Origin of the sequence: Massilia frigida, assembly GCF_011682175.1 — a bacterium.
Taxonomy (GTDB): Bacteria; Pseudomonadota; Gammaproteobacteria; order Burkholderiales; family Burkholderiaceae_D; genus Telluria_A; species Telluria_A frigida.
Window position 1 is genome coordinate 1 of sequence record NZ_WHJG01000010.1, and the last position, 24,058, is coordinate 24,058.

Below are 24,058 nucleotides of genomic sequence, written 5' to 3' on the forward strand. Positions count from 1 at the left end.
CGCGCCGCGGCCGGCGGGGGGGGCGGCGGCGCGGGCGGCGGGGGCGGCGGCGTGGGCGGCGTCGGCGGCGGAACAGTCGGGGTTGGCGTTGGCGTCGGAACAGTCGGCTTCGGCCCCGTCGGTGTCGGAACTGTCGGCGTCGGAATTGTCGGCGTCGGAACAGTCGGTGTCGGAACCGTCGGTGTCGGAACCGTCGGTGTCGGAACCGTCGGCGTCGGAACGGCCGGTGTTGGAACAGTCGGTGTCGGAACGGTCGGCGTTGGCACCACCGGGGTTGGAACTGGCGTGGGCACCGGGGCCGGCATGGTCGGCGTGGGCAAAATCACCGGCGGCGTTGCCACCGAGGGCAGGGTTGAGCTGACGCTGCCACCACCGCTACTGCCGCCGCCGCCGCAGGCGGCCAATACGGTGGTCGACAACAGCGCGGTGGCCGCCGTGGCCAGCGACACGCCGCCTATTTCTTCATTTCCAGCAACATCAAGCTGGATGGTTGGGGTCTTGTCGTCCAGATCGACATCAGCGCTAGCTGCGTCGAGTACTTGTTGTTCTTGCATGAAATTATCCCGGGATGTCCACAACCAGAGATAGTAGATGATTAGCGGAAACAAATAAACGCGAAGGTTTGTTTATTTTGTAACAACCCAGTGTTTTTCTACTTCTTTGCAACACTGTTTCATGCGGGGAGGGTCGAAAGCGAGGAAATCTGACTAAGCGGCAAAGGAAAATGCATTACCCTAAAGACATTATCTTAAATGCATCATTGCATTGTGCGCCGGACCACCATCGCGGTGCCCGGCGCGCAGGGCGGCTTTAGCGGGCCATGCCGAACGGATCGTCGATGGTGTGGGCCGGTTCCGTGAACCACTTCGGTCCGGTCTCCGTCATATAGAAGTGGTCTTCATGGCGCACGCCGAATTCGCCCGGAATGCAGATCATCGGCTCGTTCGAGAAGCACATCCCGACATCGAGCGGCGTGCTGTCGCTGCCGACCAGGTAAGGCCACTCGTGGATATCCATGCCGATCCCGTGGCCGGTGCGGTGCGGCAGGCCGGGCAGCTTGTAGCCGGGACCGAAGCCATTCGATTCGAGCGAGACACGCGCCGCCGCATCGACCTCGCGGCACGGCACGCCCAGTTGCGCCGCCGCGAACGCGGCCAGTTGCGCCGCCTTCTCCGCATTCCACACAAAGCGCTGGCGCTCGCTGATCTCGCCGAACACATAGGTGCGCGTGATGTCCGAGATGTAGCCATGCACCTGGCAGCCGGTATCGATCAGCACCACGTCGCCTGGCGTCAGGGTCTGCGCATAACTGACGCCGTGCGGATAGGCGGTCGCCTCGCCGAACAGCACGATGCAAAAATACGAACCCGGCGCACCCACCTTGCGGTGCGCGCGCGCGATGAAGTCGCTCACCTCGACCGTGGTGATCCCCTCATGCAGGATGCTGGCGGCAGCCTTGTGCACTTCGAGCGTCATATCCTTCACGCGCTGCATCAGGGCGATTTCGGCAGGCGACTTGCGCGCGCGGCAGAATGCGGTGACCGTTTTGGCGTTTTCCAGCGCGTAGCCCGCCGCCAGTGGACGAATGCCGTCGGCGATGAAGAAAGCGGCGCTCTCGCAGATGCCGATGCGTGGCGGCGCGGCCGCATCGGGACCGATGCCCATGCGTTGCAACACGTCGATGAACAGCTGGTAGGGGCTCTCGTGCTCCTCCCAGCAATTGACCTTGCCCTTGACCAGCATGAAGTCGGTCAGCGAACCTTCCTCGAACACCGGCGCAATGTATTCAAGGCTGCCTGTGGCTGGCAGGATCGCGCCCACCATGCGTTCGCTGGCATACCACTTGGTGCCCGTGAAGTAGCGCATGTTGGTGCCCGCGTTCAGGAACACCGCGCCGATGCCCTGCTCGCGCATGAAGGCCTGGGCCCTGGCGATGCGCTGCTCGTGTTCTTCCTTGCCGATCGGGGTCATCCCGCCGGTCATGTCGGACAAGGCGGCCAGCGCCTCGTCCATGCTTTTTCCACCAATATTCATCGCGCTCATTTCTTTTTAGGGTCAGGGTCGGTATCGGTCGAGAAATTCAGCTCCGGGGTGCTGTCTTCCTCTTTCTTGTCGGCGCCGTTAGCGGGAAGCTTCAGCGGTTCCGCTTCGGCGGCCGGGGTGTCGATGTGCAGCTCGAGGTCCTCTTTCATGTCGACCTTCGATTCCACCGACACCAGGTGCGGGAAGGCGATGATCAGGCCGACCATGATCACCTGGATCACCACGAACGGAATGGCGCCCCAGTAAATGTCGGATGTCTTGACCTCTTTCGGTGCCACCGAGCGCAGATAGAATAGCGCAAATCCGAACGGCGGGTGCATGAAGGACGTCTGCATGTTCACGCCCAGCAGCACGCCGAACCAGACCAGGTCGACGCCCATCTTGTTCGCCACCGGCCCGACCAGCGGCACCAGGATGAAGGCCAGCTCGAAGAAATCGAGGAAGAAGGCCAGTACGAAAAACATGATGTTGACGACCAGCAGAAAACCATTCACGCCGCCCGGGAGGCTGGTCAACAGGTGCTCGACCCACAGGTCGCCGTTCACGCCGCGGAACACCAGCGCAAACACGGTCGATCCGATCAGGATGAACATGACGAAGCAGGCCAGGCGGGTGGTCGAATTCATGGCTTGCTTGAGCAGGCTCCATGACAGGCGGCCGTTCAGCATGGCCAGCAAGATGGCGCCCATCGCGCCCATGCCGCCGCCTTCGGTTGGGGTGGCGATGCCGACGAAAATCGTCCCCAGCACCAGGAAGATCAGCGCCAGCGGCGGCACCATCACGAACACCACGCGGTCGGCCATGCGCGAGAGCAGGCCGAGTTTCAGGCGGCGGTTGACCAGCGCGAATGCAAACGTGAGCATCACGCCCACGGCGGTCGAGTAGATCCCCGCTTCGTCCGGGGCCAGTTGCGGGTGGCTCGCGCGCAGGATGGCGGCGGCCGCGAACGCAATCGCCACCGTGGCGGCGACCATGGCCAGCAGCGAGCGCGCGCCGCTGTCGCCGTTCGGCTCGCCCAGGTTGCGCGCTTCGAGCGGCAGCGCCGGCACGTGGGTGGGCTTGAAGATCGACAGGGCCAGCACATAGCCGGCGTACATCGCGGTGAGCAGCAGCCCCGGGATGAAAGCCGCCTTGTACATGTCGCCCACCGATTGGCCCAGCTGGTCGGCCATCACGATCAGCACCAGCGAGGGCGGGATGATCTGGGCCAGCGTGCCGGAGGCGGCGATCACGCCGGAGGCGAGGCGCTTGTCGTACCCGTAGCGCAGCATCACCGGCAGCGAAATGAGTCCCATCGAGATCACCGACGCGGCCACCACGCCGGTCGTCGCGGCCAGCAGCGCGCCGACGAAAATGACCGCATAGGCTACGCCGCCGCGTATCGGGCCGAATAGCTGGCCGATGGTGTCGAGCAGGTCCTCCGCCATCCCCGACCTTTCCAGGATCAGGCCCATGAAGGTAAAGAAGGGAATCGCCAGCAGGTTTTCGCTGCCCATGATGCCGAAGATCCGGTTGGGCAGTGCCTGCAGCAGTTCGGGCTTGAGCAGCCCCAGTTCAATGCCGACCAGGCCGAAAAACAGGCCGTTGGCGGCCAGTGAGAATGCGACCGGAAAACCCGATAGCAAGAAGATGACCAGCGCCCCAAACATGATGGGTGCCAGATTGGCGATGATGAATTGTTCCATGTGTCCCTGACCGAAGTGGCTGTGCGTGCTGCGCTAAGTGATCTTGTTGGCGGCTTTGATCGCGTCGATTTCGTCCTGCGGCGTGACCACCTGCTTGCTGAACGAGCTGGCGTCGATGCGGCCGGCCAGGAAGGCGATGCGCTTGATGATTTCGGAGACGCCCTGCAGGACGAGCAGCGCAAAGGCCAGCGGCACCAGCAGTTTGGCGGGCCAGACGATCAGGCCACCGGCATTGCTCGACATTTCGGCGCTTTCGATGGAAATGCGGGCGAAGGGAATGCCGTACCAGAGGATCAGCAGCGAGACGGGCAGCAGGAACAGCAGATAGCCGAACAGGTCGATCCAGACCTGGGTGCGCTTCGAGAAGTGGCCGACGATGACGTCGATGCGCACATGCTCGTCGCGCTTGAGGGTGTAGGCGGAAGCGAGCATGAACATGGCGCCGTACAGGTACCACTGGATTTCGAGCCAGGCATTGGAGCTGGTATGGAAGACGTAGCGGATCAGGGCATTGCCGGCGCAGATGACGACCGCGGCCAGCAAGGCCCAGCTGACGACGCTGGCGATCTTCTCATTGAGAGTGTCGATCGCGCGCGACAGCGGGATCAAAAGTGACGTGAGCATGGTGCTGGTATCTCCAGTAGTTTCAAACAAAATGTTCAAAAACAAGCACAGTCGCCGGCGTCTGCTGCGCCGGTCGACTAAAAACAGGTCACTGATGGTGCTGCGCCTACCCCGCCAGCTGGGCGCGCACGCGGGCAATCGCCGCGCGCACCTGGCGTGGCGCGGTGCCGCCCACATGGTCGCGCGCCGCCACCGAGCCTTCCAGGGTCAGCACCGCGAACACGTCGTCGCCGATCAGGTCCGAAAACTCGCGCAGCTTATCGAGCGACATCTCGGACAAATCGCATTCGAGGTCGTCGCAGGCCCGCACCGCGCGCGCCACCGCTTCGTGGGCATCGCGGAACGGCAAGCCTTTCTTGACCAGGTAGTCGGCCAGGTCGGTCGCGGTGGCGTAGCCTTGCAGGGCGGCGGCGCGCATGGCGTCCGGCTTGACCGTGATTCCGCCGGCCATGTCGGCAAAAATGCGCAGCGTGTCGACCAGCGTGTCGACGGTATCGAACAGCGGCTCCTTGTCTTCCTGGTTATCCTTGTTGTAGGCCAGCGGCTGGCCCTTCATCAGGGTCAGGAGGCCGGTCAGGTGGCCGTAGACACGGCCGGTTTTACCGCGCGCCAGTTCCGGCACGTCCGGGTTTTTCTTTTGCGGCATGATCGACGAGCCGGTGCAGAAGCGGTCGGCGATGTCGATGAAGCCGACCCGTGGACTCATCCAGATCACCAGTTCTTCGGACATGCGCGAGATGTGCGTCATGATCAGCGCGCCGGCGGCGCAGAACTCGATCGCGAAATCGCGGTCCGAGACGGCGTCGAGCGAGTTGTGGCAGACGTCGTCGAAGCCGAGCGTGCGTGCCACCCGTTCGCGGTCGATCGGGAAGGTGGTGCCGGCCAGCGCGGCGGCGCCCAGCGGCAGGCGGTTGACGCGCTTGCGGGCGTCCTGCATGCGTTCGACGTCGCGCCCGAACATTTCGACGTAGGCCAGCATGTGGTGGCCGAAGGTGATCGGCTGGGCCACCTGCATGTGGGTGAAGCCCGGCATGATGGTGTCGGCATTCTGTTCGGCCAGGTCGGTCAAGGCCAGGCGCAGGCCATTCAGCAGCACCACGATGTCGTCGATGGCGGCGCGTACGTACAGGCGGATGTCGGTGGCCACCTGGTCGTTGCGCGAGCGTCCGGTGTGCAGGCGCTTGCCGGCGTCGCCAACCAGTTCGGTCAGGCGCTTCTCGATATTGAGGTGGACGTCTTCCAGGTCGAGCAGCCATTCGAAGCTGCCGGCCTCGATTTCGCCCTTGATCTGGGCCATGCCGCGTTCGATTTCCGCACGGTCGGCGGCGCTGATGATGTTCTGGGCGGCCAGCATTTCGGCATGCGCGAGCGACCCGGCGATGTCGAACAGGGCCAGGCGTTTATCGAAAAAGACGGAAGCGGTGTAGCGTTTGACGAGGTCGGAGACAGGTTCGGAAAAGCGCGCCGACCAGGCTTCGCCCTTCTTTGAAAGTTGTGCGGTCATGTGAAGAGTTCCTTTGCGTTACCTGATTATAAACAAGGAAAGCAGGCTGCGGGCAATTCCTGTTGGGGGTTGCACAGGTGTTCCGAATTCGCGCGTGGCCCTTGCGCTCGCAGCGAACGAAGGTAGAATTGTTTCTTTTAAAGGGATGCGCCCAGCCATGTCCAATTTACAGATCAGTACCGACCGCTCGCAGCTCGACGTTCCGTTAATTTATCGCTTCCTGAGCGAGCAGTCGACCTGGGCCATTGGTATTTCGCGACCGGTAGTGGAGCGCGCGATCGAGAACTCCCTGTGTTTCGGGGGCTACGTGGACGGGCGCCAGGTGGCGTTTGCGCGGGTGATCACCGATTTTGCGACTTTTGGTAACTTGGTGGATGTGTTCGTGATTCCCGAGTACCGTGGGCGCGGGTATAGCAAGGAGTTGATGAAGACGGTGTTGGCGCATCCGAGCTTGAAGGGCCTGCGCAGGCTGATGCTGGCCACGGGTGATGCGCATGCGCTGTATGCGCAGTTTGGATTCACGTCGCCGCAAAGGCCGGAGTCGCTGATGGAGCGGTATTTCCCGAATATCTACGTCAGTTAACGACTCTTTTCATTGGTTCGGCGAAGCGCACCACATTTAATACCGCTATTTTATGAACCGTCGTTCCTGCCATTGGCAGAAACGACTTCCCGCGCAGGCGGGAACCTCATTCTGTGCTGTAGCCGCAGGCTAAACTACGGACTTGGGGGGAACGCATGCGTTCCCGCCTGCGCGGGAACGATGAAGGTCAACTCCAGTTCATCAAACACGGCGGAATCAGCAACAGCAGCGCCATCACAAAATACGCCAGTTGCAGCGGCACCATCCACTTGGCCCAGGTCAGCCACGGAATGCGCGCCAGTGCCAGCACCCCCACCGTCACGCCCGAGGTGGGAATCATCGGCAAAGTCAGTTCCCCCAGCTGGAACGCCAGCACCGCGGTCTGGCGCGTGATGCCCACCAGGTCCGCCAGCGGCGCCATGATCGGCATGGTCAGCGCGGCCTGTCCCGTGCCCGAGTGAAGAAAGAAGTTAATCACCGTCTGGATGACGAACATCTTCTGCGCCGCGAACACCGGATTGGACGATTGCACCAGCGGCACCAGCGAATGCAGCATCGTGTCGATGATCTTGGCATCCTGCGCCAGGATCATGGTGCCGCGCGCCAGGGCGATCACCAGCGCGGTGCCGACCAGGTCGCGCGCACCGTGCAGGAAAGCGCCCACGAAGGCGTCGCTGTCGAGCCGCCCGATGACGCCGACCACGATCGCCATCACCAGGAACAGCGCGGCGATCTCGTTGATGTACCAGCCGTACTTGATCACGCCGACCACCATCGCCGCCATGAAGCCGACGAACAGCAGCAGCACCGTGCCGTGGGTGAGCGTCATGCCGGTCAGGTTGCCGAGGGCGGCGCCGTCGCTTTCCTTGCGCTTGTCGAGATCGAGCGCGTAGGTGGGGCTGCGCGTCGGATCCTGCTTGATGCGCGCCGCGTACCACATCAGGAACGCGATGGTGAGCGCGGTCGCCACGAACCAGACGATCAGGCGGTAGCCCACGCCCGAAAACATCTCGATCCCGGCGATATTCTGCGCCACGCCCACATTAAAAGGATTGAGGAAGGCGGCCGCGAAGCCCACCTGCGCGCTGAGAAAGGGAATCGACACGCCGATGACCGAGTCGTAGCCCAGGGCCAGCGCCAGCGGCACGAAAATGAGCACGAACGGAATCGACTCCTCGCTCATGCCGAAGGTGGCCCCGCCCAGCGAGAAGATGGTCACGAACACCGGAATGAGCATCGCCCGCACGAAGGCCGAATGGGTATGCGCGCGCGCCACGCTGCGGATCATCGCGTCGAGCGCCTCGGTCTTTTGCAGCACCGCGAACGCGCCGCCGACGATCAGCACGAAGCCGATGATCTGGGCCGCTTCCTTGAAGCCTTTGATGGGCGCCATCATCAGCGCCACGAAACCCTGCGGATTACTCTGCACGTAGTGGAAGGAGGCCGGATCGATGCGCGGCTTGCCATCGACCAGCACCGTCTCGTACTGGCCGCCCGGCACCAGCCAGGTGGCCACGGCGATCATCGCCAGGATTAAAAACAGCAGGACGAAGGTATTGGGGATGCGCAGTTTCATTGGCTCAGCAGCTTTCCGGCGCGGAAAGCCACTGGTCCCGCGATCTTGCCGACCGCCATGCCGCGCAGCAGATGGCGGTGCGCGGTGCGGGCGAAGAACACGCCGTCGACACTGCAGCGCAAGGTCGTGGTGCGGCCGCTCACCGGTTCGACCAGGTCGGCGATGGCGTCGCCGGCCCTGACCTTTTCGCCCAGCTGCTTGAGGAATACCAGCACGCCGGCATGCGGCGCGGCGATCGGCTCCACGCCTTCGAGCGGGGTCGGTGCGCACAGGGGGGCGGGCAGCTCGGGCTGCGCCACGGCCAGCACGCCGGCATGCGCCAAAAACTGCAGCAGGGCGTGTGCATCGCGCTGGGCCAGTTCATAGCTCACGTCCATCTCGCCGCGCAGCTCCACGGTGGTCGACAGGCAGGCCGCTGGAATCGGAAAGCCCGGCCCGAAGTGCGCCGCCAGGTCCCACCACAGGCGGCTGCAAGCTTCGTCGAACGGTTCTTCGCCGGCTTCGAGCGCCAGCAGTACCGCGTGCGCCTGCATCAGCGCCGACAGCGGCGCCACCGCCTCGGCCAGCGGGGTGCCTGCATATATATGCAGTACCGCCTCGTTATCGCAGTGCAGATCGAGCACGATGTCGGCATCGATGGCCATCCCCAGCAGGATTTTCTTGAGCGCGTCGGCATCGGTTTTCGGCTGCCAGGCGCCGACCGATTCGCGCGCGTGGGCGCGGATCAGGGCCACGTTGGCCTCGGCGTCCGGCCCGAGCAAGCCTTCGAGCGAGGTTTTCAGGTCCTCGGCCACGTGCTTGTAGGCGCGGTTGAAATTGGTGCCGGTCGACAGGTCGAAGCGGCCGAAGGGCGCGCCGTGGATGGCCTGGGCCAGGCCGATGGGGTTGGCCGCCGGGACCAGGATGATCTCGCCGCGAATGCTGCCGGCCGCCTCCAGCGCCAGCAGTTCGGTGCGCAAAAACTGCGCCACCAGCATGGGCGGCACTTCGTCCGCGTGCAGCGCGGCCTGGATATACACCTTCTTGCCGGTGCCCGGCGTACCGAAATGGAAACTGGCCAGTTGCGAGGACATGCTGCTGTCCTCCAGGGAGATGCGATGGGTTTGTGCTTGCATGGTCGTGACCGTTAAATGACGTTAGCGGAAGTGTGGCATAAAAAGCCGCCGCCGCGCCGGGTGCATTTCTGGAATACGACATATTATTTCTGCGCGGGGTATCATCTTGCCTGCACATAACACCGGCTGCGCACTCCGCCGCCCGACCTACCGAATAAGGAAGAACCACCGATGCTGAACCTGGCCCGCCGATACTTACAGTTCCTGTTCCTCGTCCTGCTGGCGGCGGGCCAGGCGCAGGCCGCCTCCCCGGTCCCGGTTCCGGCCCCGGCGCCCGCCGTGCCGCAAGGTGGGCCGAAAGGCTCGCTGGTGATCATCGGCGGCGCGCTGCGCGGCGAGAACGCGGCGGTGTGGAAGCGCATCGTCGAACTGGCGGGCGGTCCGGGGGCGCGCATCGCCGTCTTCGGCTCGGCCTCGGCCAGCCCCGACGTCGCCGGCAAGAACAACGTCGAAGTGCTCAATTCCTACGGCGCCGATGCTTTTTTCGTGCCGGTCGCCGTCAAGCTGGAAGGTGTCGATTATCGTGTGGCGGCCAACGATCCGGTGCTGGCCGATGCGGTGCGCCACGCCGACGGCGCCTATTTCGTCGGCGGCAACCAGGCCCGCATCATCGAAGCGCTGCGCAAGAAAGACGGCAGCAGCAGCCTGGTGCTCGACGCGCTGTGGTCCATGTACCGCAACGGCGGCGTGATCGCCGGCACCAGCGCCGGCGCGGCGATCATGAGCAGCACCATGTTCTACGATGTCAATTCGGTGCTCTCCACCCTCAAGCGCGGCGTGGCCGACGGCATGGAACTGGCGCCGGGCCTGGGCTTCATCGGCAAGGACGTTTTCGTTGACCAGCACTTGCTGGTGCGCGGGCGCTTCGGGCGCATGCTGCCGGCCATGCTGGCCAAGGGCTACAAGATGGGGCTGGGGATCGACGAGAACACGTCGATGATCATTCACGGCAACCGCGACGTCGAGGTGCTCGGCTACAAGGGCGCGCTGCTGATCGACCTCAATGGCGCCACCTCGACGCCGGGCGACTTCAATGTCAGCAACGCCAAACTGAGTTACCTCGATAACGGCGACCGCTTCAATCTGTTGAGCGGGGTATTTACGCCTTCGCGCGAAAAACTGGCCAACAAGCTCGATCCGGCCGCGCCGTACTACCGGGGTCCGCTGTTTTTCGCCGATATCCTCGGTAACACGACGGTGGTGGACCTGATGCATCGCCTGATCGACAGCGACCAGACCGACGCCATCGGCCTGACCCTGGGCAGCCCGCGCGACCTGCAGCCGGAACTGGGCTTCGAGTTCCGCTTCAGCCGCACCAAGGATAGCATCGGCTATATGTCGGCCATTTCGGATACCTACTCGGTCTTCAACATCCGCCTCGACGTGCTGCCGATCCTGATCCGCCAGCCGCTGTACCAGTATAAGTAAACGCTACAGGTAGCGCACCCACGCCCGGCCGCTGGTGCGCTTGTAGTGCCCGAACCAGCGGCACGGGTAGTACAGCGCCGCGATCACGGCCAGCGCCCACACCCACACTTCGCCGATCCCGCCCGCCTGGTGCGCCTGCCCGCCTGAGACGGCCGCCGTCAGGCCGCGCAGCGCGAGCAGCAGATACAGGTGCGCCAGGTAATAGAACAGCGGCACCCCGCCGAAGGTGGCGCAAAAGGCCACTACGCGCCGGTTCGCCGCTTCCATCCATGCCAGTGCCAGCATCCCCACGCCGAGCGTCATCAGGAGGAAGTTGAGCGAGGGCGGATACTTGGTCAGGTTCAGGAACGCCATCGCCGTGTGCAGCAGGTCGGCCTGTACGGTCCACGGCCGCGTCTCGCCATAGATGTTAAAGCCGCGCAGCAGCGCAAGCAGCAGCAGGCAGGCCGCGCTGGCGAGCAGCAGGATGCGGCGCCGCGCCGGCGGCTGCACCGTTGCCGAGAACAGCGGACCGGCAGCGTAGCCGAGCAAAATCACCCCGATCCACGCCAGCAGCGGATAACTGATCTTGACGCGGGTGGCGCCCTCGCTTACCAGGAAGCCGCGCTGCTCCAGCAGCGTCCACGCGGCGTGCGCCAGGCTGCCCGGTTCCAGTCCGGGAAAGGACAAGGCATTGTGGCCGCCGACGATCAGGATGCCGAGCAGCGCCAGCCAGCGCAGCGGCACCTTGTGCAGCAGGGCCAGCGCGATCATCGACAGGCCGATCACCCAGATCACCTGCAAGTACAGCACCGGCGGCGGAAAGCGGCCTGACCACGCGAAATTGACGAACACCAGTTCCAGCACGATCAGGAACAGGCCGCGCTTGAGCAAAAAACCGCGCGCACTGCGCGGGCCGGACGGCGGATTGGCGTACAGCCAGGCCGACAGGCCGGTGAGGAACACGAACATCGGCGCGCAGAAGTGCGCCGCCATGCGGCTGAAAAACAGCGGTGGCTCGGTCGTGGCCAGGTCCATCGGGTCGCCGACCTGGTGGTGCAGGAAGAAGGTTTCGCGCGCGTGGTCGAGCGTCATGATCAGGATGATCAGGCCGCGCATCGCATCGATGGCGGCGATGCGTTTGGACGGCGCGGGTGCGATGGCGTGCATGGCGCGCCTTAAAAGCTGTAGCTGGCCGTCAGCGTGGCTGCGCGTTCGGTGCCCGGTGCCACCCACATCTGGCTGTACGAACTGGCATACCAGGTCGTGTTAAACAGGTTATCGATATTGAGCGCGATGCGCAGCTTGCGGTGGGGCGCGTAGGCCGCCACCAGCTTGACGGTGCTGTAGGCGGGCAGTTCGAAGCTGCTCGATGCGGCCACGTCGCCCATGCGCTTGCCCACGTAGCTGGCGCCGGCGCCGGCGCTGGCCTTGGCCTCGCCCAGCTTGAAGCTGGACACCAGCAGCAGGTTGGCGCTGTGGCGCGCCACGTTCGGAAAGCGGCTGCCGGTAAGGATCGTCTTGTCGCCCCTGGTGACGGTGGCGTCGGTGTATGCGTAGGCGGCCGACAGCTGCAGCTTGCGCGCCACGGTGCCGGCCACGTCCAGCTCCAGGCCACGGCTGCCGACCTCCCCGGCGGGGATCGCAAAGTCGGTGTTGGCGGGGTTGGTCGTCAGGACGTTCTTCTTGTCGATCTTGTACAGCGCCACGGTGCTGCTCAGTTTTCCGTCGAGGGCGTCGATTTTCGCGCCCAGTTCATACGACAGGCTCTTTTCCGCCTCAAACGCGCGGTTGTCGATGCTGATGCCGCTGTTCGGGCGATAGGCACGCGCCGCGCTCGCATACAGCGATAGCGCCTTGGCCGGCTGGTACACAATGCCCGCGCGCGGGCTGCTGGCGTGCAGGCTTTGCGCGCTGCCCGCCTTGATACGGTTGTTGGTGACGGTTTGATCGGCGCTGTCGTAGCGAATGCCCAGCAGGGCTTTCCACTGGCTGCCCAGGTCAATCTGGTCCTGCGCATAGACGCCGTGCGCGCGCTGGCGCTCCAGCGTGTCGATCGACAGCGTCAGCGGATCGGCAACGGCGCCGTAGACCGGCTGGAAAATATCGATCGTGTAGGGATTGGCGCTTGACGGATTGCGGCGCAGCTGCACGCGGCGGTCGTCGAAGCGGTAGGCGTCGACGCCGAACAGCACGCTGTGGCGCAAGGCGCCCGTGTCCAGTTTTCCGAGCAGTTCGACCCGGCCCGACCGGTCGGTGGCCGAGAAGTCGCGGTGGCGGCGCTGGCGGCGCAAGGTGCGGCCGTCGGCCAGCAGGTTGTTGGCTTCCGTCGAAAAGCCGGTCAGTTCACTGTCGCGGTAGGACAGGCCCGATTGCAGCGACCAGTCGCCGTCCAGGGCGTGCTGCACGAACAGCTGGTGCCCGAGCGACTTGACGGTGGTGCGGCCATCGCCAGGCTCGCCCAGGAAGCGCGACGCGGGAACCGCACCGAGCTTGCCGTTCAGCGCAGGTAGGCCACGGTCGAACGGCGCCTTTTGCTGGCTCGCTTCGATCTCGTAGGAGACCGTGGTGTGCTCGCCCGCCAGCCACACGAACGATGGCGACAGCAGCAGCGTGTCGCGCCGGCCGCTGTCGCGAAAGCTCTCGCCCTGCTGCCAGGCGGCGTTGACGCGGTAGGCCAGCGTCTCGCTCACAGGGCCGGTGACGTCGAGCGCCGTGCGCCAGGTATTGAAGCTGCCGGCCGCCGCGCTGATGCTGCGCTCCTGGACGAAGCGCGGCTTTTTGGTGACGATGTTGACCGTGCCTCCTGGCTCGCCGCGCCCGTACAGGGCGGCGGACGGGCCTTTGAGCACTTCGATCGATTGCGTGTTGGCGGTGTCGCGCAGGCCGTTGTAGCCGCGGCTCGAACTGAAGCCATTGACCAGGAAATCGGAGCCGAAATTGGGGTCGCCCGTGAAGCCGCGCATGGCGTAGCTGTCCCACAAGCCGCCCAGGTTACTCTGGCGCGCAATGCCGCTGGCCAGGTCGAGCGCACCGGCCAGGGTGCTCACGCCGGCATCGCGCAGCACCTCGCTGGTGAGCACGCGTACGCTTTGCGGCAGGTCCTTGAGTAGCGCATCGGTCTTGGTCGCGCCGGTGGCCGACAGGCTGCGATAGTGCTCGCGCTGGCCGCCGATCACCACCTTGTCGAGCGGCTCCGCCGCGGCGGTGGCGGCCAGCGGCGCGAGGCTGGCGAGGAGGATGGCGCTGGCGGTCGGGATGTGCATGCGTGGGATTTCTTCAGGCGTGGCGGAGCCGGATAGGGCAAGATATTAATGCAACTGAGTTGCCATAATAGGTCGAATACCTCTTTAATGCAATAGGCTTGCGTTAGCCGCGTGATGAATGCGGCACCGGTTTTACTTTTTGGCGTTACACACCTGGCACACGCCCTTGATCAGGAAGTCGACCTGGTCGCTGGTGAAGCCGTCGGGAAGCGTGATCTGGGCGGGCAGGGCGATGTCGGTAAAGCAGGTCACCATCTCGCAGCGGGTGCACTGGAAGTGCGCGTGCTGGTGTCCGTGCTGGCCCGCGCCCGCGTTGAAGCGCCACACCTGGTCGGCGCCGGCGATGCGGTGCACCAGTTCGTGCTCGCTCAGCCATTCCAGCACCCGGTACAAGGTCACGGAATCGAGCGCCGCGCCGGCCAGGCCTTCCTGGATGTCGTGGTGGGTCAGGGGCTTGTTCTGCGCCAGCAGATACGCCAGCACGCGCGAGCGCGGCTTGGTGAGGCGCGCGCCGGTGTCACGGATCAGTGATTCAGCCTGGCTTTCAATCGTTGTGTACATCGTCGCTGGGATTCCAAGGGAAGCGACATGCTACCACGGCGCCGCACGGGGCCGGAACGCTATGCCGATTACGCTCTTTTGCGCCGTCCGGGGCGGGTTTACAATACAGCACGACCCACGCTTGCAAGGAAACCGTCATGCCGCTGTCCCCCGTCCGTTTCATGCGCCGCGCCGCCGGCCTGCTGGCGCTGGCCGCCGCCGCCCAGGCCCACGCCCAGCCGCCCGCCACCGTCCGCGTCGACTATCAGCACAGCGGCAATGCCCTGTCCGACCAATACGCGCTCGAACGGGTGGTGATCGAACCGCTGCCGTGGCCCGGGGACCTGTCGCAAAACGTCGACACCACCAACCGTGGCCAGAACATGGTCGAAGTGGTGGACGCCAAAACGGGCGACCTGCTGTATTCGCGCGGCTTCTCCACCATTTTCGGCGAATGGCGCACCACCGAGGAAGCGATGCGCATCAGCCGCGGTTTCGAGGAGTCGGTGCGCTTTCCGGCCTTCGGCAAGCCGGTGCGGGTGCGGGTGCTCAAGCGCGACGAGCGCAATCAGTTTTCGGTCGCATGGAGCGTCGAGGTCGACCCGGACGCGCCGGATGTGGTGCGCAAACAGGCACCGGCACCGGCCAAACCGATTCCGATCCGCGTCAGCGGACCGTCCCCGGCCAAGGTCGACCTGCTGGTCATGGGTGACGGCTACACCGCCGCCGAGATGAAAAAATTCGAGGCCGACGCGCGCCGCCTGGCCGATCATCTGTTCACGGTGTCGCCGTTCAAGGAGCGTGCGGGCGACTTCAATGTGTGGGCCATCGCGGTGCCGACCCTGGAAAGCGGCGTGTCGCGTCCATCGACCGGCGTGCACCGCGCATCGGCGCTGGGCACGCGCTACGATATTTTCGGCAGCGAGCGCTATGTGCTCACGCTGGACAACCGCGCGCTGCGCGACATCGCCCAGCATGCGCCGTACGAGTTCATCGAAATCCTGGTCAATAACGATACCTACGGCGGCGGCGGCATCTTCGGCCAGTTCAGTACCGCGGCGGCCGGCAACGACTGGGCCAATTACCTGTTCGTGCACGAATTCGGCCACCATTTCGCCGGCCTGGCCGACGAGTACTACACCTCGCCCGTGGCCTACCAGTCGAGCGCCGGACGGATCGAGCCGTGGGAGCCGAACGTGACCGCGCTGCGCGACCCGGCCAAGCTGAAATGGCAGCGCCACGTCAAGGCCGGTACGCCGCTGCCGACCGTCTGGCCCAAGGCCCAGTACGAGGACTATGCGCGCGCCTACCAGAAGCGGCGCGCCGCGCTGCGCGCCGCCAACCGGCCCGAGTCGGAGATGAGCGCACTGTTCCACGAAGACCTGACCCATACCAATACCCTGTTCGCCAAGGCCGCGCACCGGCACGACGTGGGTGCCTTCGAGGGGGCCAATTACGAGGCGAGCGGCTACTATCGGTCGGAAATGCAGTGCCTGATGTTCGATCGAAGTGAAAGATTCTGTAACGTCTGTAACGATGGCATCACCACCATCATCGATTTATATGCGGGGAAGAGGGCGGGGAAATAGGCGTAAGGCCTGCAACGGCGGGCGATCTGGAATTTTCTTGTCCAGTTCGCCTGGTTGGAAGTTGCTTTTGGTTAGCTCTGGAATGCGTGCGCTAGCGCACAGACCCAGTGTGCCGCAAGACATATTCTGGATGCCGTTCCTTGACGAAATATAAAGTTGAGAACGATAGATGGCGACGGACTCCGGTCCAAAACGTCCACGGATAAGAAACCCCAACCAATCTTCTAAAAGGTACAACCATGAACAAATTACTCCTTACCCTGATCGCCGGCCTGTTCGCTACTTCGGTTTATGCACAAACGCCAGCCGCCACCCCGGCCGTTGTCAAAGCTGAAGCGACCGCCAACAAGGACATCGCCAAAGCCGAAGCCAAGGAAGCCAAAGTAGGCGCCAAAGCCGACGAAAAAACCACCAAGGCCGCCGCCGACGCTACCGAGAAAAAAACCAAGGCGCATTCGAAAGCGGTAAAAGCCCACGCGGAAGCGAGCACCGACGTCGCCAAGGCTGATCCGGAAGACAAAATGAAAGCCGAAGCCAAGGCCGAGAAAAAAGTCGCCAAAGCCAATCTGAAAGCCGAGAAAAAAATGATCAAGGCCGACGAAAAAGCGGAAAAAGTGGCAGTTGAAGCTGGCGCCGACAAAGCGACCGCCGCGGCAAAAACCCACGAAACCAAAGTTGAAGCCGCTTCGGACGTGAAAAAAGCTGCTGCCAAGCACTAATCTATCCGCCCTGCTTGCAGGGTGATGGAATGAAAACGGGGTAAGTATTGCCTGACCGGGGTCTGACCCCTGTTAAGCAACACTTACCCCGTTTTTGTTGTTGGCCGCCCCGCCCATCGTTCCTGCTGCCGCCTTGGCGCGGGAAGTCATTTCTGCCAATGGCAGAAATGACGGAGGTGCGCGGGAGGAGCGCTACTTAGCCAATCGGCGTGAGCGTCATGACCTTGATCCTGGCCACCAGCGCCTTGCCCTTGCGTGCGCGCTTGCCGAAGTGGACCGCCAGGCCCGAGGCCGACAAATCGACCGCGCGCGGCTTGTCGCCCGCCCAGGTCCCGTGCACCGTCACGCCTTTTTGCGAAATCGGCTGCACCGCCAGCAGTTTTTCCTTGTCTTCCAGCTCGATCAGGGTCACGCCGCGTCCGCCGTTGGTCAGCGTCTTGAGTTCATCCATCCCGAACACCAGCAGCTTGCCTTTTTCGGTCAGGCAGGCCACCGCGCTGGCATTGGCCGCGATCACGCGCGGCGGCAGCGGCTGCGCGCCTTCGTCGAGCGTGATGAAGGACTTGCCGCCCTTGAGCCGGCTGACCATGTCGCCCGCCTTGGCCGCGAAACCATAGCCCGCGTTCGACGCCATCAAGAGCACGGTCTGTGCGCTACCCGCGAAATAGTGCAGGATGCGCGCGCCGCCCGACAGGTCGACCAGCGTGGTAATCGGCACGCCATCGCCGCGCGCCCCCGGCAGCGCCGCCACCGGCACCGAGTACACCTTGCCGTTGTCGCCGAAGCCGAGCAGGGTGTCGACGGTGCGGCACTCGAAGGCCGCATACAGCGAATCGCCCGCCTTGAAGGTGAACTGCGCCACATCGTGGCCCACGCCGGTGCGCGCGCGCACCCAGCCTTTTTCGGACACGATCACCGTGACCGGCTCGTCGACGATTTTTTGCTCGGCGGTGGCGCGCTGCGCTTCTTCGATCACGGTGCGGCGCGCATCGCCGAACTGCTTGGCGTCGCTCTCGATCTCGCGGATGATCAGGCGCTTCATGGTCGACGGATTGTCGAGGATGTCGCGCAGGCTGCCTTCTTCCTTGCGCAGTTCTGCCAAAGCCTGCTGGATCTTGATCGTCTCCAGGCGCGCCAGCTGGCGCAGGCGCAGTTCCAGGATATCCTCGGCCTGGATGTCGGAGAGGCGGAATTCGGCGATCAGCGCGGCCTTCGGCTCGTCCGAATTGCGGATGATGTGAATCACCTTGTCGATATTGAGCAGGACCGCTTCGCGTCCTTCCAGAATGTGAATGCGGTCGTTGACCTTGCCCAGCCTGAAATCGGTACGGCGGCGCACCGTCACGAAGCGGAAATCGATCCACTCCTGCAGGATTTCGCTCAAGCCCTTCTGGCGCGGCCGTCCGTCGCCGCCGATCATCACCAGGTTGATCGAACTGGACGACTCAAGCGAGGTATGCGCCAGCAGCATCAGCATGAACTCAGCCTGGTCCTGGTTCTTCGATTTCGGCTCGAATACCAGGCGCACCGGCGCGGCGCGGCCGGATTCGTCGCGAATCGTATCGAGCGAGCCGAGGATGGTTTGCTTGAGTGCCAGCTGTTCGGGCGTGAGCGCCTTTTTCCCCAGCTTGATCTTGGGGTTGGTCAGCTCCTCGATCTCTTCGAGCACCTTTTGCGACGACACGCCCGGCGGCAGTTCCGACACCACCGCCTGCCACTGGCCGCGCGCCAGCTCTTCGATCTTCCAGCGCGCGCGCACCTTCATCGACCCGCGTCCGCTGGCGTACATGTCCGAGATCTGCGCCGGCGGCGTGATGATCTGGCCGCCGCCCGGGAAATCCGGCCCCGGAATGAGCGTCATCAGTTCGGCGTGGGTGATCTTGGGATTGCGGATCATGGCCACGGTGGCGCGCGCCACTTCGGTCAGGTTGTGCGAAGCGATTTCGGTGGCCAGGCCGACCGCGATGCCGGAGGCGCCATTCAACAGCACCATCGGCAGGCGCGCCGGCAGGGCTTTCGGTTCGGCGTGTTCGCCGTCGTAGTTGGGCTGGAAGTCGACCGTGCCTTCATCGATTTCTTCGAGCAGCAGCTTGCCGATGGGGGTCAGGCGCGCTTCCGTGTAGCGCATCGCCGCCGCGCCGTCGCCGTCGCGCGAGCCGAAGTTACCCTGGCCATCGATCAGCGGATAGCGCAGCGAAAAGTCCTGCGCCATGCGCACCAGCGCGTCGTAGATCGACTGGTCGCCGTGCGGGTGCAGTTTTCCCATGACGTCGCCGACCACGGCGGCCGACTTGCTTGGCTTGGCGGTCGCGCTCAGTCCCAGTTCATTCATCCTGTACAAGATGCGGCGCTGCACCGGCTTCTGGCCATCGCACACGTCGGGCAGGGCGCGGCCCTTGACGACCGACACGGCGTAATCGAGATAGGCGCGCTCGGCGAAGGTCGACAGCGTCAGCGTTTCGACGTCTTCCGGTGGCGGCGGTGGAGGTGGTTCAAACAGATTCGATTGTGAGGACATGTACGTAGGTGCTTATGAAAATTGAGTGTGTTTGTTTGGGTGTGCGGCGCTCGATCCCGCGCGCGGCAGGGGCGGGGCTCAGCGCGACCATCCCCTGCCCTGGACGACGGCTACCCACCGTTCGACGATATCGGCATCGAGCCTGAGGTCGAGCATCTCGCCATGGTAGCAGTGGACCAGTTCAAGCAGTTCGCGCATGCGTTCCGTGAACGCGGCATCGGGATACCTGCCGATGACGCCGCGCGGGTCGCCGTCGAGCAGCGCCCGCACCACCTCGTCCTCCAGGGCCAGCTGGCAAAAGTGCGCGTACGAGCGCTGGGCGCGCAGGCGCGCCAGCATCATGCCGGTTTCGTCTGGCATCTGGCGCCCCACGAAACTGGCGTCGTCGACCCAGCCGAAGTGCACTGCCATCGCTTCGCGGAAGTCGTCCTCGCAGCCTTCGCCGGCGCAATACTGGACCGCGCACTCCTCGAAGCAGTCGCGCACCTCGATATTGAGCAGTTCCTCGCCGGCGAACAGCTGTGCCAGCCGCTGGCGCGTGTCCTGGTGCGCGCGCGTCAGGAATGCGGCCCAGACGCGGCGCGCTTCCACCACGGGCGAAGCGGATCCGGTCCCCGGGATCGGGACGGGCAAGGGCGGCGGCAAGCGATATTGCTCGGGTTCCGGCTTCGGCTGCGACGGATCGAATTCATAAAAGGCGGTGTAGACGGGTACGTCCTGCGGCGCTTCCTCGCGCGCCGGCGCCGCATCCGGGTCGAATTCGTAGGCCGCCATGTAGACCGGCGGCTCGTACTCCGTCTCCGTCTCCGTCTCCGGCTGGCGCGGGGCGGGTTCCTCGTCCGGCCAGTCCATGTCATGCGCCTGGCGCGCCAGCTGCAGCGCGGCCTGGTAGGCATCGTTGAGGATCTGGAAGGCGACCGGATCGTCTTCCGGACGGGTCACCTTGAGCATGGCCGCGTAGGCGCGCTTGATGGCGCGCTCATCGCGGCTGGCCTTCATTCCGAGCACGCTCCAGACGTTCATAGGAAGGAACTCCCGCCAAGGTCGCGCATGACGCGCGTGAGCGTCTCGCGCGCGCTGCGCATGGCCGATGGCTGCTGCGTATTGAGCACCGCCGTAAAGGCCGCGATGTGCTGCGCCAGGTATTCGCGCTCATGGCCCAGCAACTGCTCGTAGAGGCGGTCGGCCTGCGCCACCAGGGTGCGGTTTTCGATCTTGTCGCGCGGGTGGATTTTCAGTTCGCTCAGTTCGGCCAGGCGCTTTGCCACGTCGGCCTGGGTCATCACGCCGGCATTTTCGGTGATGACCAGCGTGTGCTTTTCCTGGGTCGGCAGCACCGTAATCTCCGCTTCGAGCACGCCGCTGATATCGTAGGTGAAGCGCACGTCGGCGCTGACTTCGCCGGCGCGTTTCGCCTCGATCGGGAAATTGAGCTTGCCGAGGAAGACGTTGTCCGACACCCGGCGCGACTCGCCCTGGTACACGTGCACCACCAGTTCCTTCTGGTAGTCGTTGATGGTGGTGATATTTTCCACGCGCGAGACCGGCACCGTCGAATTGCGTTCGATGATCGGCAGGTAATGGCCGCCTTCGTACTTGTTCGGGCCGATTTCGCGCGCCACCGAAATGCCGAGCGAGTAGGGCGCCACGTCGGTCATCACCACTTCGGAGAGGGCGGCGTCGCGCGCCATCAGGCCCGCCTGCACCGCGGCGCCGAGGGCGATCGCCTGGTCGGGATCGAGGCTGATCGACGGGAAGCGCCCGAACATGCGCGCGGCCAGCTTGCGCACCAGCGGCATGCGGGTGGCGCCGCCGGCCAGCACCACCGTATCGAGTTCGGATGCCTTGATGGTGGCGTCGCGCAGCGCGCGTTCGACCGGGGTGCGCAGGCGGGCGATCAGGTGGTCGCACAGCAGCACGAACAAATCCTCGGTCAGTTCCCAGCTGTATTCCTGGCCGCCCATGTGGTAGGCCATGCGCGTGCTCAAGCTGTCCGACAGGGCGCGCTTGGCGCGTTCGGCTTCCGCGCGCAGGCGCTGGCGCTGGGTGCCGGTCAACTCGGTGCCGTCCAGGGCCTTGGACAGGCCGCTGCGCGAGAGGAAGGCGTCCACCAGCACGCTGACAAAGTCTTCGCCGCCGAGGAAATTGTCGCCGGCGGTGGCGCGCACTTCCATCACGCCCTCGAACAGGTCGAGGATGGAGACGTCGAAGGTGCCGCCGCCCAGGTCGAACACGAGGAATTTGGTTTCGCGCTTGGTGTCCTGGATGCCGTAGGCCAGCGCCGCGGCGGTTGGTTCGTTGAGCAGGCGCTCGACGCGCAGCCCGGCCAGCTGGCCGGCCACCCGGGTCGCCTTGCGCTGGGCGTCGCTGAAGTAAGCGGGCACGGTGATGATGGCTTCCTCGACCTTTTCACCGAGCCAGGCTTCGGCGTCTTCCTTGAGCGAGCGCAGCACCATCGACGAGAGCTCCTCGGGGCGGAACTTGCGCGCCCCGAGCTGGGTTTCGCGTTCGCTGCCCATGTAGCGCTTGAACATGGCCGCCGTCATATGCGGATGGGTCTGCAGGCGCGCGCGCGCCGCTTCGCCGGTCAGCACGGTGCCGTCATCATCCATGCCAACGCAGGAAGGCGTGAGGAAGCTGCCCAGTGCGTTCGGGATGAGATGTGCCTTTCCGTCGCGCCACACCGCCGCGAGACTATTGGTGGTGCCCAGGTCGATGCCGATAATCATGGTTCAGTGTCCGTTTGCGCTGCCGCAAACCGGGGTCTGACCTCTGTTTAGAAATATTTCGAATCAGAGGTCAGACCCCGGTGTTGTGACAAATCAGATGTCGGCTTCGGTTTCGTTGCCGTGCTCTTCGATCCAGGCGCGGCGGGCCGCGGCTTCGCCTTTGCCCATCAGCATGTTGAAGCGCGCCGAAGCATCGATGTGGCTGAAGTCGCCCAGCGATACCGGCAGCAAACGCCGCGTGTCCGGGTTCATCGTGGTTTCCCACAACTGTTCTGCGTTCATCTCGCCCAGGCCCTTGAAGCGCGAAATGCTCCAGCTGCCTTCCTTCAAGCCTTCTTTCAGCAGCTTGTCCTGGATCGCCACCAGTTCGCCATCGTCGAGCGCGTACAGCTTCTGGATCGGCTTCTTGCCGCGCGCCGGGGCGTCGACCCGGTACAGCGGCGGGCGCGCCACGCAAATGTGGCCGGGCGCGAACAGGGCCGGGAAGTGCTTGAAGAACAGGGTCAGCAGCAATACCTGGATGTGCGAGCCGTCCACGTCCGCATCCGAGAGGATGCAGATCTTGCCGTAGCGCAGGCCCGACAGGTCGGGCGTGTCGCCCACGCTGTGCGGGTCGACCCCGATCGCCACCGCGATGTCGTGGATTTCATTGTTGGCGAACAAGCGGTCGCGGTCGGTTTCCCAGGAGTTGAGCACCTTGCCGCGCAGTGGCAGGATGGCCTGGAATTCCTTGTCGCGGCCCATCTTGGCCGAACCGCCCGCCGAGTCGCCCTCGACCAGGAACAATTCGTTGCGGGCGATGTCGCTCGATTCGCAATCGGTCAGCTTGCCTGGCAGAACCGCCACGCCGGAGGATTTTTTCTTTTCGACTTTTTGCAGCGAACGCAGGCGCGACTGGGCCTGGCGGATCACCAGTTCGGCCAGCTTGCGGCCGTATTCGACGTGCTGGTTGAGCCACAGTTCGAGCGGCGGCTTGGCGAAGGTCGAGACCAGCCGCACCGCGTCGCGCGAGTTGAGGCGTTCCTTGATCTGGCCCTGGAACTGCGGATCGAGCACCTTCGCCGACAGCACGAAGGAGACGCGCGCGAACACGTCTTCCGGCAGCAGCTTGACGCCCTTCGGCAGCAGCGAGTGCATCTCCACAAAACTCTTGACCGCGCCATACAGGCCGTCGCGCAAGCCCGATTCGTGGGTGCCGCCGTTCGAGGTGGGAATCAGGTTGACGTACGATTCGCGCACCACCGCGCCTTCTTCGGTCCACGCCACCACCCAGGCCGCGCCTTCGCCTTCGGCAAAGCCGTCGGTTTCGCCGTTCGAATACTGGGCGCCTTCGAACACCGGAATCAGGGTTTCGCCGCTGGTGCCTTGGGCCAGCATTTCATTGAGGTAGCCGCGCAAGCCTTCGTCGTACTTCCAGGTCGTCACGTCGCCCGTCTTGGCGATGGTGAGCGTGACCGTCACGCCGGGCAGCAGCACCGCCTTGGAGCGCAGCAGGCGCGCAAGCTCGACCTGCGAGATCGCGGGCGAGTCGAAATACTTGGGGTTCGGCCAGGCGGTCACGCGGGTGCCGCTCTTCTTGCCGTCGCGCGGCGCGGGGATCGATGCCAGCGGCTCGATCACGTCGCCGTCGGCAAACGCCATCTTGTGCAGGCCGTTGCCGTTGTCTTCCTTGCGCCAGACCGTGATTTCCAGGCGCGAGGAGAGCGCATTGGTGACCGAGACGCCAACCCCGTGCAAGCCACCCGAGAAGGCGTAAGCGCCGCCCGAGCCCTTGTCGAATTTGCCGCCCGCGTGCAGGCGCGTAAAGACGATTTCCACCGTCGGCACGTTTTCTTCGGGATGCAGGCCGACCGGAATGCCTCGGCCGTCGTCTTCGACCGTGATCGAGCCGTCCACGTTGACCGTCACGCCGATGTTCTTGCAATGCCCGCCGAGCGCTTCATCGGAGGCGTTGTCGATCACTTCCTGGATGATGTGCAGCGGATTTTCCGTGCGGGTGTACATGCCCGGACGCTGTTTGACGGGTTCGAGTCCCTTGAGGACCCGGATGGAGGATTCGCTGTAGTCGGATGCAGGTTTTTTGGTGGCCATGTCTAAGTTCTTTATGCGGATGCCTGCGCATTCTATCTTGTCGGACGGAAAAGGAGATAAATTGACTTG

18 protein-coding genes are annotated in these 24,058 nt (G+C 64.1%); 5 read left to right on the forward strand and 13 right to left on the reverse strand.

Annotated elements, in window-relative coordinates; translation table 11 throughout:
- A partial coding sequence (locus F2P44_RS36110; RefSeq protein ID WP_223165027.1) for a hypothetical protein occupies positions 1–588 on the forward strand: 588 nt, incomplete at its 5' end.
- 222 nt (positions 589–810) lie between these two features.
- Here F2P44_RS36110 and F2P44_RS11980 read toward each other — a convergent pair.
- From F2P44_RS11980 to argH, 4 genes are all read right to left on the reverse strand, one after another.
- Positions 811–2,034 carry a M24 family metallopeptidase gene (locus F2P44_RS11980; RefSeq protein WP_167087083.1) on the reverse strand — a complete coding sequence of 408 codons (1,224 nt, stop codon included), beginning with the start codon at positions 2,032–2,034 and terminating at the stop codon, positions 811–813.
- Positions 2,035–2,039: 5 nt separating this feature from the next.
- A complete protein-coding gene (locus F2P44_RS11985; RefSeq protein ID WP_167086934.1) occupies positions 2,040–3,728 on the reverse strand; it encodes a TRAP transporter large permease in 1,689 nt (562 codons plus the stop codon).
- Positions 3,729–3,761: 33 nt separating this feature from the next.
- A complete protein-coding gene (locus F2P44_RS11990) occupies positions 3,762–4,352 on the reverse strand; it encodes a TRAP transporter small permease subunit (RefSeq protein WP_167086935.1) in 591 nt (196 codons plus the stop codon).
- Positions 4,353–4,458: 106 nt separating this feature from the next.
- On the reverse strand, positions 4,459–5,856 hold the full coding sequence (gene argH / locus F2P44_RS11995) for an argininosuccinate lyase (RefSeq protein ID WP_167086936.1): 1,398 nt from the start codon (positions 5,854–5,856) through the stop codon (positions 4,459–4,461).
- 145 nt (positions 5,857–6,001) lie between these two features.
- Here argH and F2P44_RS12000 point away from each other — a divergent pair, with 145 nt between their 5' ends.
- Positions 6,002–6,439, forward strand: a complete 438-nt coding sequence (locus F2P44_RS12000) for a GNAT family N-acetyltransferase (RefSeq protein ID WP_167087084.1) — start codon at positions 6,002–6,004, stop codon at positions 6,437–6,439.
- A gap of 187 nt (positions 6,440–6,626) precedes the next feature.
- On the opposite strand, the gene F2P44_RS12005 is transcribed toward F2P44_RS12000, so the two are convergent.
- Positions 6,627–8,015: a YfcC family protein gene (locus tag F2P44_RS12005; protein ID WP_167086937.1), complete on the reverse strand. Its 1,389-nt coding sequence runs from the start codon at positions 8,013–8,015 to the stop codon at positions 6,627–6,629.
- On the reverse strand, positions 8,012–9,130 hold the full coding sequence (locus F2P44_RS12010; protein WP_167086938.1) for a succinylglutamate desuccinylase/aspartoacylase family protein: 1,119 nt from the start codon (positions 9,128–9,130) through the stop codon (positions 8,012–8,014). Before F2P44_RS12010 ends, F2P44_RS12005 begins: the two co-directional genes overlap by 4 nt.
- A 171-nt stretch (positions 9,131–9,301) precedes the next feature.
- Between F2P44_RS12010 and F2P44_RS12015 the strand changes: the two genes are divergently transcribed.
- Positions 9,302–10,558, forward strand: a complete 1,257-nt coding sequence (locus F2P44_RS12015; protein ID WP_167086939.1) for a cyanophycinase — start codon at positions 9,302–9,304, stop codon at positions 10,556–10,558.
- A 3-nt stretch (positions 10,559–10,561) separates the two neighbouring features.
- Here the strand turns inward: F2P44_RS12015 and F2P44_RS12020 are convergent, their stop codons facing one another.
- The 3 genes from F2P44_RS12020 to F2P44_RS12030 form a co-directional block, all read right to left on the reverse strand.
- Positions 10,562–11,707: an acetyltransferase domain-containing protein gene (locus tag F2P44_RS12020; RefSeq protein WP_167086940.1), complete on the reverse strand. Its 1,146-nt coding sequence runs from the start codon at positions 11,705–11,707 to the stop codon at positions 10,562–10,564.
- 8 nt (positions 11,708–11,715) lie between these two features.
- Entirely contained in the window at positions 11,716–13,803 is a 2,088-nt protein-coding gene (locus tag F2P44_RS12025; protein ID WP_167086941.1) for a TonB-dependent siderophore receptor, read from the reverse strand.
- Positions 13,804–13,935: 132 nt separating this feature from the next.
- Positions 13,936–14,364 (reverse strand): Fur family transcriptional regulator, encoded by a 429-nt coding sequence (locus F2P44_RS12030; protein ID WP_167086942.1) that lies wholly within the window; start codon positions 14,362–14,364, stop codon positions 13,936–13,938.
- Between the two features lie 137 nt (positions 14,365–14,501).
- Here F2P44_RS12030 and F2P44_RS12035 point away from each other — a divergent pair, with 137 nt between their 5' ends.
- The gene (locus F2P44_RS12035; protein WP_370662680.1) at positions 14,502–15,932 is read left to right on the forward strand and encodes an IgA Peptidase M64; all 1,431 of its coding nucleotides are present in this window, start codon (positions 14,502–14,504) and stop codon (positions 15,930–15,932) included.
- Between the two features lie 239 nt (positions 15,933–16,171).
- Positions 16,172–16,651, forward strand: a complete 480-nt coding sequence (locus F2P44_RS12040) for a hypothetical protein (protein ID WP_167086943.1) — start codon at positions 16,172–16,174, stop codon at positions 16,649–16,651.
- 196 nt (positions 16,652–16,847) lie between these two features.
- On the opposite strand, the gene parC is transcribed toward F2P44_RS12040, so the two are convergent.
- The 4 genes from parC to F2P44_RS12060 all read right to left on the reverse strand — a co-directional run bounded on the left by parC (position 16,848) and on the right by F2P44_RS12060 (position 23,989).
- Positions 16,848–19,169 (reverse strand): DNA topoisomerase IV subunit A, encoded by a 2,322-nt coding sequence (gene parC / locus F2P44_RS12045; protein ID WP_167086944.1) that lies wholly within the window; start codon positions 19,167–19,169, stop codon positions 16,848–16,850.
- Positions 19,170–19,247: 78 nt separating this feature from the next.
- Positions 19,248–20,192, reverse strand: coding sequence for a hypothetical protein (locus F2P44_RS12050; protein ID WP_167086945.1), 945 nt, complete (start codon positions 20,190–20,192; stop codon positions 19,248–19,250).
- Positions 20,189–21,898 carry a molecular chaperone HscC gene (locus F2P44_RS12055; protein WP_167086946.1) on the reverse strand — a complete coding sequence of 570 codons (1,710 nt, stop codon included), beginning with the start codon at positions 21,896–21,898 and terminating at the stop codon, positions 20,189–20,191. The genes F2P44_RS12050 and F2P44_RS12055 overlap by 4 nt, the downstream gene beginning before the upstream one ends.
- A gap of 93 nt (positions 21,899–21,991) precedes the next feature.
- Positions 21,992–23,989 carry a DNA topoisomerase IV subunit B gene (locus tag F2P44_RS12060; RefSeq protein ID WP_167086947.1) on the reverse strand — a complete coding sequence of 666 codons (1,998 nt, stop codon included), beginning with the start codon at positions 23,987–23,989 and terminating at the stop codon, positions 21,992–21,994.
- Positions 23,990–24,058: the final 69 nt, after the last annotated feature.

What these genes read in the sequence shown, in the direction of transcription:
- F2P44_RS11980 (WP_167087083.1), bottom strand. Translation starts at nt 2,034, where the DNA reads ATGAATATTGGTGGAAAAAGCATGGACGAGGCGCTGGCCGCCTTGTCC.
- F2P44_RS11985 (WP_167086934.1), bottom strand. Translation starts at nt 3,728, where the DNA reads ATGGAACAATTCATCATCGCCAATCTGGCACCCATCATGTTTGGGGCG.
- F2P44_RS11990 (WP_167086935.1), bottom strand. Translation starts at nt 4,352, where the DNA reads ATGCTCACGTCACTTTTGATCCCGCTGTCGCGCGCGATCGACACTCTC.
- argH (WP_167086936.1), bottom strand. Translation starts at nt 5,856, where the DNA reads ATGACCGCACAACTTTCAAAGAAGGGCGAAGCCTGGTCGGCGCGCTTT.
- F2P44_RS12000 (WP_167087084.1), top strand. Translation starts at nt 6,002, where the DNA reads ATGCGCCCAGCCATGTCCAATTTACAGATCAGTACCGACCGCTCGCAG.
- F2P44_RS12005 (WP_167086937.1), bottom strand. Translation starts at nt 8,015, where the DNA reads ATGAAACTGCGCATCCCCAATACCTTCGTCCTGCTGTTTTTAATCCTG.
- F2P44_RS12010 (WP_167086938.1), bottom strand. Translation starts at nt 9,130, where the DNA reads ATGCAAGCACAAACCCATCGCATCTCCCTGGAGGACAGCAGCATGTCC.
- F2P44_RS12015 (WP_167086939.1), top strand. Translation starts at nt 9,302, where the DNA reads ATGCTGAACCTGGCCCGCCGATACTTACAGTTCCTGTTCCTCGTCCTG.
- F2P44_RS12020 (WP_167086940.1), bottom strand. Translation starts at nt 11,707, where the DNA reads ATGCACGCCATCGCACCCGCGCCGTCCAAACGCATCGCCGCCATCGAT.
- F2P44_RS12025 (WP_167086941.1), bottom strand. Translation starts at nt 13,803, where the DNA reads ATGCACATCCCGACCGCCAGCGCCATCCTCCTCGCCAGCCTCGCGCCG.
- F2P44_RS12030 (WP_167086942.1), bottom strand. Translation starts at nt 14,364, where the DNA reads ATGTACACAACGATTGAAAGCCAGGCTGAATCACTGATCCGTGACACC.
- F2P44_RS12035 (WP_370662680.1), top strand. Translation starts at nt 14,502, where the DNA reads ATGCCGCTGTCCCCCGTCCGTTTCATGCGCCGCGCCGCCGGCCTGCTG.
- F2P44_RS12040 (WP_167086943.1), top strand. Translation starts at nt 16,172, where the DNA reads ATGAACAAATTACTCCTTACCCTGATCGCCGGCCTGTTCGCTACTTCG.
- parC (WP_167086944.1), bottom strand. Translation starts at nt 19,169, where the DNA reads ATGTCCTCACAATCGAATCTGTTTGAACCACCTCCACCGCCGCCACCG.
- F2P44_RS12050 (WP_167086945.1), bottom strand. Translation starts at nt 20,192, where the DNA reads ATGAACGTCTGGAGCGTGCTCGGAATGAAGGCCAGCCGCGATGAGCGC.
- F2P44_RS12055 (WP_167086946.1), bottom strand. Translation starts at nt 21,898, where the DNA reads ATGATTATCGGCATCGACCTGGGCACCACCAATAGTCTCGCGGCGGTG.
- F2P44_RS12060 (WP_167086947.1), bottom strand. Translation starts at nt 23,989, where the DNA reads ATGGCCACCAAAAAACCTGCATCCGACTACAGCGAATCCTCCATCCGG.